Origin of the sequence: Novosphingobium beihaiense (assembly GCF_022832375.1) — a bacterium.
GTDB classification, from domain to species: domain Bacteria; phylum Pseudomonadota; class Alphaproteobacteria; order Sphingomonadales; family Sphingomonadaceae; genus Novosphingobium; species Novosphingobium beihaiensis.
Genome location: NZ_JALHLG010000063.1, coordinates 1 through 7,168 on the forward strand (window position 1 = coordinate 1; position 7,168 = coordinate 7,168).

The 7,168-nt window shown below is 61.3% G+C and carries 5 protein-coding genes and 3 pseudogenes; 2 read left to right on the plus strand and 6 right to left on the minus strand.

Annotation, left to right across the window (positions count from 1 at the left end; genetic code table 11):
• Positions 1-857, plus strand: a pseudogene (locus tag MTR66_RS20075) (IS3 family transposase); the annotation flags it as partial.
• 24 nt (positions 858-881) lie between these two features.
• On the opposite strand, the pseudogene MTR66_RS20080 reads toward MTR66_RS20075, so the two are convergent.
• The 6 genes and pseudogenes from MTR66_RS20080 to MTR66_RS20105 form a co-directional block, all read right to left on the minus strand.
• A pseudogene (locus MTR66_RS20080) lies at positions 882-1,083 on the minus strand (IS5/IS1182 family transposase); the annotation flags it as partial.
• 92 nt (positions 1,084-1,175) lie between these two features.
• The gene (locus MTR66_RS20085) at positions 1,176-2,000 is read right to left on the minus strand and encodes an HvfC/BufC N-terminal domain-containing protein (RefSeq protein WP_243924290.1); all 825 of its coding nucleotides are present in this window, start codon (positions 1,998-2,000) and stop codon (positions 1,176-1,178) included.
• On the minus strand, positions 1,997-2,941 hold the full coding sequence (gene bufB / locus MTR66_RS20090; RefSeq protein ID WP_243924292.1) for an MNIO family bufferin maturase: 945 nt from the start codon (positions 2,939-2,941) through the stop codon (positions 1,997-1,999). Before bufB ends, MTR66_RS20085 begins: the two co-directional genes overlap by 4 nt.
• Positions 2,928-3,647 carry a hypothetical protein gene (locus tag MTR66_RS20095; RefSeq protein WP_243924293.1) on the minus strand — a complete coding sequence of 240 codons (720 nt, stop codon included), beginning with the start codon at positions 3,645-3,647 and terminating at the stop codon, positions 2,928-2,930. The genes bufB and MTR66_RS20095 overlap by 14 nt, the downstream gene beginning before the upstream one ends.
• Positions 3,647-5,203, minus strand: coding sequence for a ferritin-like protein (locus tag MTR66_RS20100; RefSeq protein ID WP_243924294.1), 1,557 nt, complete (start codon positions 5,201-5,203; stop codon positions 3,647-3,649). Before MTR66_RS20100 ends, MTR66_RS20095 begins: the two co-directional genes overlap by 1 nt.
• 12 nt (positions 5,204-5,215) lie before the next feature.
• Complete coding sequence (locus MTR66_RS20105) at positions 5,216-6,313, minus strand: heme-binding protein (RefSeq protein ID WP_243924295.1); 1,098 nt, start codon at positions 6,311-6,313, stop codon at positions 5,216-5,218.
• Positions 6,314-6,808: 495 nt separating this feature from the next.
• Between MTR66_RS20105 and MTR66_RS20110 the strand changes: the two are divergent.
• Positions 6,809-7,054: pseudogene (locus MTR66_RS20110) on the plus strand (IS5/IS1182 family transposase); the annotation flags it as partial.
• Positions 7,055-7,168 lie beyond the last annotated feature (114 nt).

The following is a 7,168-nucleotide window of genomic DNA, read 5'->3' on the forward strand; positions in this document are numbered from 1 at the left end:
CGAGCATCGCCACCAGTTCGGGGTTCGATCGATGTGCCGGTGCCTGCGCATCCAGCCCAGCGGCTACTATGCCTGGCAGAAGAACCCGCTGAGCCTACGGGCTTTGGAAGATGTCTCGGCAGACAGAGTTGATCCGGCAGGCCTGGAACGACAGCGGCAAGGTCTATGGCTACCGCAAGCTGCACGATGATCTGTTAGATCAGGGTGAGACCTGCTGCCCGAACCGTGTTGCCCGGTTGACCAGGCTGGCGGGTATCAAGGCGCAGATCGGCTACAAGCGTCGACCGGGGAGCTATGGCGGCAAGCCGTCCTTAGCGGTCGATAACACGCTGGATCGCCAGTTCGACGTTGCTGCCCCCGATCGGGCGTGGGTGACGGACATCACCTACATTCGCATCCTGGAAGGCTTTGCCTATCTGGCTGTCGTGATCGACCTCTACTCCCGCCGCGTAGTGGGTTGGTCGATGCAGAGCAGGCAGCCCCCCGATGTAGTGCTGCAGGCGCTGCACATGGCGGTTTGGCGGCGCAAACCCAAGCAACGGGTCCTGATCCAATCGGATCAGGGCTCGCAGTTCACAAGCATGGACTGGGCTGCCTTCATCCGGGCTCACAATCTTGAGCACCCAATGAGCCGGCGCGGCAACTGCCATGACAACGCAGTGGCCGAGAGCTTCTTCTCCTCGCTCAAGCGCGAGCGCATCCGGCGCCGTACCTACAAAACACGCGACGAAGCCAGGCAAGACGCGTTCGATTACATCGAGATGTTCTACAACCCCGTACGCAAGCACGTCAGGAACGGGATGCTGTCACCCGCACAGTTTGAACAGCAGCGGTTTTTGAAAGCAGAAGGCGTCTAGAAAACTAGGGGCTACTCAGATTTACAGTTCGGCGACCTGGCGATCGAACACTCGGGCCATGACGCGTTCCCCCCAGAAGCTTGAAGCAATGCATTTTAGTCTCAACGCGGCTGCGCTGGTGATAACCGCTCCAGCGCTTCCAGATCGCCTTGCCAAGGCGGCGGCAAGCATGAACGGTTTCATTGCGAACCTCGCCGCCCGGCGTGTTCTCGAACCATGGTCTGGCGCAAAGGCAGTCTAACAGATTGGATTCACAGCCGGGATACCTTCGTCATTTGCACAACAAAACCACAAATAGTGTCCACCGTATCTCGCCGGTCACCCGACGCTACGTTCGACGAACAGGCCCCAAGAGATCCAGTTCGTCCGAGCGGACGCGATGGCCGTGCGCGCCTGTTCGCGGTCCGGGGGCAGTACGGCAAGCACTTCGAGCGCCTCGGTAGTGGCCTTATCCAACGTGCTGCCGTTCGTCATCGCGTCGAGGATGGTGAATTCCCAGGCCTGCAGCGGGATCGTGCGTACGATGTAGTCCGTTCGCACCAGAACGAGGAAATTCTCGCCTTCGCGGGGCACCGGAGCTGCTTCTTCACGCCGCACCGCATGGTAGTACTGGGCGACATTGAACCGGTGCCGTCCAAGCGTGACCGCCGGTTGCAGGCGCAGTCTGTCGTCATGAGCATCGGCGTTGGCGAGTTGCCTGGCTTCCGCGCCGGGCGCGTCGTATAGCTGGAAGAGCCGGTATTCGAACTGAGCGAGATCGATCATGAAGTCGATCCAGATCTCCCTCTCTCCGCCGGTCTTGTCGCGATCGGGGCGCTGGTTTTCGAGATAGGCGGCGAAACGGCGGCCGAGATCGTACAGCGTATAGGACTGCGGCGGCTGCTCGTGAACGAAAGCTCTGGCGAATTCGTTGAACAGCGGCTCGCCCAAGGCATGGCACAGGGCAGGGAACTGGGCCCGCATGGCCCCCGAGAGCCGCGCCAGATAGGCTCGGCGGTAGATGGCGAGACCTTCGGCCGCGGGGAAGTCTTCCCGGTCCAGCAAGCGTCCGGCCGTAGCCCGGTCAAGCGGGGCGGCGGGACGCATCAACGAAGCCTGCAGCCACTCCTGATCGGCGCGAAGCGATGGTGCCGCGCCAGTCATGCGTGTTCGGCAACACTGCCCATCGCGTCAGGCACGAGAAAGGCGGCAGGGGTCGAAAGCCTTTCCGGTCCCGGATCGCGGCCCGGCATGTCTGTGCTCTGCGGCACGGCTTGCATATAATCGCGCGCCTTTTCGATTTCGACGATGCATTCGTCGAGGGACGGGATGCGGTCATCCCATTCGAGCAGGGTGGCGGCACCGCCGGTACGGTTCCACGCCATCGCGAAGAGTTCCCACACCGCATCGCGGACAGGGCCGTCATGCGTGTCGATGATATGTGTGCCGCAATTTTGATGCCCGGCGAGATGCATCTGCACCACCCGGTCGAATGGGAAGGCATCGAGATAGGCCATCGGATCGGTGCCGGCATTGAAGCAGCTGACATAGACGTTGTTCACATCCAGCAGGAGGCCGCAACCGGTGGCCTGGCACAGTTGCCGCAGGAATTCAGGTTCGCTGATCTCGTCGCTGGCGAACCGGATATATGTGCTCGGATTTTCGATGATGAGCGGGCGGCCGAGGAATTCCTGCACCTTGTGCACCCGCGCCGAGACATGCCTCAGGCTCTCATGCGTGAGCGGGAGCGGCAGCAGGTCGTGCGTGTTGAGCCCCATGATGCCGGTCCAGCATAGATGGTCGCTGATCCACGCGGGCCGGATTTCACCGGCGAGCGCCTTGAGCCGTGCGAGATAGTCCAGATCGAGCGGATCGGTACTGCCGATCGACAGCGAAACGCCGTGCAGCACCACGGGGTAGCGTTCTGCCACCGCGCGCAGAACCATCCGCGGGCGTCCATGCGAGTCCATGAAATTCTCCGAAATCGCCTCGAACCAGTCGATCCGGGGCGATTCACGGAGGATCGTGTCGAAATGCACGTTGCGCAGGCCCAGACCCAGTCCGAGCGCAGGCAGGTCCGCTAGCGCAAGATCAGGAACAGCCACCCGCGCCACTCATCCCGCTGGAGCCACATGCGGTCATGTTGCCGCGCTCGGCGTTGTCGTCGCTGATCCACAGATACGCCGGTCCCGTCGCCGCGAACGGTGCCGGAGGCACGCCCAGCGTTTCGGGCAAGGGCTGGCCGGGATCCGGTTTCGCTTCAGGTCCCTCGCTGGCCTGATCCTGTACCAGCTTCTCACGAAGCTCGGGCCACACCTTGGTTTCGAACACCTCGCGTGCACGCGCCCACACGCTTTTGCCCTGGTTAGGGCCGTTGGTGGAGAAGCGCTCGGCATTGATCGGGGTCGCGCAGGACCCCAGCGACTGGCAGGCGTTGGCGCCGGGATTATCCATTTCCTCGGCGGTTCCGTAAAGGCCGCAGCCACCCTGATGGCGGCAGTCGTTCTGCACGTGGCAGGTGTGATCGGTGGCCGTCGAGCAATAGCCCTGTCCGGCGCAGGCATTGGTCTGGCCTGTCACGGGATTGCCGTCGGTGCCGAACCGGTCCGCACCCTGGCAGCTGTTGAGGCCCATGCAGGCGTGGAGCGGCATGCCTGCGGGCTGCGGGCCGATGGTGGCCGGAAACGGCGGCGCATCCGCATAAGGATAAGGGCGCGGCACGGGTTGCCCCGGTTTGGCGGCCGGAGCGGTGGCGACCTGTTGGTGCAGGACGGTCGGCGTGCTGGCGGCTTTCTGCTTCATATCGCTCATCATTCGCTCCAATAGGGACGGACATCGACCAGCGGGCGCTTGCCGGGGGCCAGATCGCCGGGATGACCGGTGGCGAGGGCGGCGTAGTAGGCGATGTTGTTGTAGACCGACGCGAGGTCCTTGTTCTTGCTGGCGAGCTGCTGGGCGGCTTCCACCGCGGCAAGCCCGTATTTGGTTAGCCCATCGAACGAGTCCTTGCGGTCTCCCAGATCGACGTTCTCGAACACCGGCGCCATGAAATAGCCACCGTCGAGCGGGATTTCGCGCATGGTGCGGATATACTTGTCGAGCACCCAGATCATCGAGCGGTGCAGACCTTCGTTGAAGAACAGCTTCTGCTCTTGGGGCGGAACGCGGAAGACCGTTTCCGACAGGATTAGCATATACTGGAAACAGGCACTGCAGAAGTCCGCTATCGGGCGCAGTTCGGCCGGGTAGGAGGCCGATACCGGGTTGTCGGGGAACTTCACGATGAGTCCCGCCTCTTCGAGCATCTGCTGCGTGACGGCCGGCAGTTGCGGTGCAGGCCGGGGCGGCTGATCGGGCAGCGTTTCGGCTGTCCCGGGGTATTCGGCGAACTGCGCCTGCAGCTTGAGGAACTTGTAGTAGTGCGAATCCTCGCGCTTCGAGCGATCGTCGGTTGCCGATGGCCCTATTCCGGTGACGGGAAAACCCTCGCCCTGATCGCAGATCGTGTCGATCGCCAGCGCTGCGTCCGCGATCGACTGGACCGTGATCAGTTCGGCCTTGCCTGCATGGCTGTCGGCGCTGTTGGGATACTGGGCAACCGCTGCCGCCCCCGGGTAGCCGCCGGTCCAGCTTGGCCGGGGGCTGGGAGGGGCAGGCTTCCATGGATCGAACTGGCCCGACGGGTAGACCGTGTCGACATTGTTCGGCGAGTAATTGTAGGGCTGGATCGCGTTGGCCTCTGGCCCTCGCTGGAAATCAGCGTCGCTCAGAAACTTGGTGCTCGCGAGGCAGCGGGCATAGGAATAGAGTTGGCCGATCGTGTCCCAGTTGTCTTCCTGCGGCGGAGCGTCCCACTGTTCGGGATATTCGATCTGCAGGAAGTGCCAAAGCTGGTCGAAGCTCAGCCGGGCCAGAGGGATGGTATCCGCAGTCTGCCCATGTGGCCCCTTCGGCCCGACCGGATTGTGATGCGGCAGGCTGGCCGGATAGCTGGCGGGGGCCCTTCGGTAGATCTGCGGTGCGCAGCCCATGGCATGCTTCACGTTGGCGGAGAGGGACATGTGCAGCATCTCCTCCACCGCAACGCTCATGATCATGCCGCCAGCCTTGTTGGCGAAGGCCTGCAGCGGCCCGATCGCCTCGCCGCTCTCGTTGTCGCGAAGGATTGAATAGTACGTGAAGAGGTAGATCGGGATTGTCGCCAGTTCGACTTCGATAGCCACCTGCAGCAGGTTGCGGAGCTCTTCGATCACCTCCTCGCGTGTCTTGGTGACGTCAAGCTTGGCGACAAGGGCCTTTTCGGCCGGGGTCAGGCGCGTGACGGGATCGGGCAGGAGTGCTTCCGCCGCCGCGTTAGGATTACTCATGCTGGTTTCTCCTCAGGCGCGGGTCAGCGTGTTAGTGGTGATGTGCGGGAACACGATCGTCGTCGGCCCGCTTGCTCCAGCTGGCGTCACCGGTATCTTCAGCAGCATCGTCTGCGAGTACTGGAGCTGGTCGAACGCGCCCGAACCGGTCGTGTCCTCCAGCCAGTAGGTGGCGTAATATTCAGTGACCTCGGCGCGCTGCTGTTCAAAGCCGATGTTGCCCACGCTTCCGCCGCCTAGTGTAGAATCGACCCCGATCTCGATATATTGCTTCACGGGGCCAGCGCTCAGCGCCTCCATCAGGGGCATGTTGGGATTTTGCGCATAGTCCGGAACCGGATTCTGGACCGACTGCGTTGAATAGGGTGACGTCCCGATCCCGGTGGGAAGCACTTGCCTGGGCAGTCCGATGGTCGGCGCTCCGGCTACCGGTACGGGCACGTTGTTTCCGTCCACCGGCACATTGCCGCAAGCGAGCACGGAGTTGCCGTGCGGAACCGAGATCTGCTTGAAGATGTTGTTGGCCAGAGGCGGCGGCGCGCTGCCGAAGGTTTTCGTGCCGATCGCGGGCCCATTGCCGTCCCCATAGGGACCGAGCACCTGCGCCATCGGCACCAGGAAACCCCACACACCGTTTTCGAAATGGACCAGGGTGTCCTTGGCCGGGCCGTCGGATATGTAGACGCGTTGTTCGTAGGTCAGACCATTGACGACCTGACTGCCATCCCCGCCGCGATTAGCAGCTGAACCATGAATGGCCGAGAATGTGATCTCCTCGTAATAGGTCATGTTCTTGAGAATGTAGCCGAACGGTGCTTCGCCCGGATCGCTGGGGTCTGCCGTCGCCAGTTGCGGCAGGGTCATCAGGTTGTAGGAGAACGGATCGGCTGGCCCGCCTCGTCCCGAACTGCCGATGTTCTTGTTGACCCAGGTGCCGGCCAGATGCCGGAGTGGCCCGAGGTCAAGATCCGCCGGAGGGTTGGCCTGTGCGGGCTCGTTGATCAGGGGGGCGCTCAGATCAGGTGCGACGACGGGCTGTGCTGTATTCAGCAATTGTCCTTGCTGCCCTGCGCCAACGCGCAGGACATTCGAACTCTCAAGGTTGCTCACCGCCTCACCTCCTGAATATTGTTTTGTATGACTTGATTCGAGTGCCGGTCAGGTGGAGAATTATACTGTTGAACACATCCTGCAACACGTTTCAATTTTTTCACTTTATATCGCATTAAATCCTGTTGCGTGCTTTATTAACTCATATTAACATTTCCTATTAACTTTTTGAGTGAGCTGAAATATGCTGAAGTCAGCTTGAAGTAGAGCGGCCTTTTTGATCATCAGATCATGAGGGCATGCCCGCATGATCCGTATTGCCCGATAGGCTACGATCGAGGTTTCCCAGCAAGGCTCGAGTGCGGACGCTGAGTGTTGCAATAGATGCTCCACCGCCCATGGCCATGCTTTCAATGGGGGTGTCGCGTGCATCAACAGCAACGGCCCTGACGGCTAAACAAACGCAAGGTTTTGTTGCGCAAATGACGAAGGTATCCCGGTTGTGAATCCAATCTGTTAGACTGCCTTTGCGTCAGACCATGGTTCGAGAACACGCCGGGCGGCGAGGTTCGCAATGAAACCGTTCGTGCTTGCCGCCGCCTTGGCAGGCGATCTGGAAGCGCTGGAGCGGCTATCACCAGCGCAAGCCGCGTCGAGACCAAAATGCATTGCTTCAAGCTTCTGGGGGCGCGCGTCATGGCCCGAGTGTTCGATCGCCAGGTCGCCGAACTGTAAATCCGCGCCACCATGCTCAACCGTTTCACGGTACTCGAAACGCCTCAAACTCAGCGCATCGCGTAACCGCCTGGCATCAAAACCAGAAGGCTAACCGCAGGCCGATCTACGCACAAAGCCGGTTTGCAGCAATATTGGCGTGATTTGCATCGCACAGCGCATTGTCCATTGAGGGCCGAT

Excerpts from the sequence above, each read along its gene's own strand:
- MTR66_RS20085 (WP_243924290.1), bottom strand. The coding sequence starts at position 2,000 with ATGACTGGCGCGGCACCATCGCTTCGCGCCGATCAGGAGTGGCTGCAG.
- MTR66_RS20095 (WP_243924293.1), bottom strand. The coding sequence starts at position 3,647 with ATGAGCGATATGAAGCAGAAAGCCGCCAGCACGCCGACCGTCCTGCAC.
- MTR66_RS20100 (WP_243924294.1), bottom strand. The coding sequence starts at position 5,203 with ATGAGTAATCCTAACGCGGCGGCGGAAGCACTCCTGCCCGATCCCGTC.